Genomic DNA, 670 nt, shown 5'->3' on the forward strand with positions numbered 1-670 from the left:
CCAACACAGGTAATTCGAACTCAGGTTCAAACAACACCGGCGACAGCAACACCGGTAACTCGAACTCCGGCTCGAATAACACTGGTAACAACAACACTGGGAACTCCAACAGTGGCTCGAATAACACTGGTAACAACAACACCGGGAACTCAAACAGTGGTAATACGAACAGTGGTTCGAACAATACTGGTGACAGCAACACCGGTAACTCGAACTCCGGCTCGAATAACACCGGTGATAGCAACACTGGGAACAGTAACTCTGGCTCGAATAACACTGGTGACAGCAACACAGGTAACTCGAACAGTGGTTCGAACAACACTGGTGACAGTAATACTGGGAACAGTAACTCTGGCTCGAATAACACTGGTGATTCCAACACAGGTAATTCGAACTCAGGTTCAAACAACACTGGTAACAACAACACTGGTGACAGTAATACTGGGAACAGTAACAGCGGCTCGAATAACACTGGTGATAGCAACACAGGTAATTCGAACAGTGGTTCGAACAATACTGGTGATAGCAACACCGGTAACTCGAACTCAGGTTCAAATAACACTGGTGACAGCAACACGGGTAACTCGAACAGTGGCTCTAATAACACTGGTGATTCCAACACTGGGAATTCGAACTCGGGTTCAAACAACACCGGTGACAGCAATACTGG

General features: G+C 47.0%; 1 protein-coding gene. It reads left to right on the forward strand.

The window, feature by feature from the left end; all coding sequences use genetic code 11:
• A partial coding sequence (locus ACKTR2_RS10345; RefSeq protein WP_407885060.1) for a hypothetical protein occupies window positions 1-670 on the forward strand: 670 nt, incomplete at both ends.

Origin of the sequence: Furfurilactobacillus curtus (assembly GCF_045862785.1) — a bacterium.
Lineage (GTDB): Bacteria > Bacillota > Bacilli > Lactobacillales > Lactobacillaceae > Furfurilactobacillus > Furfurilactobacillus curtus.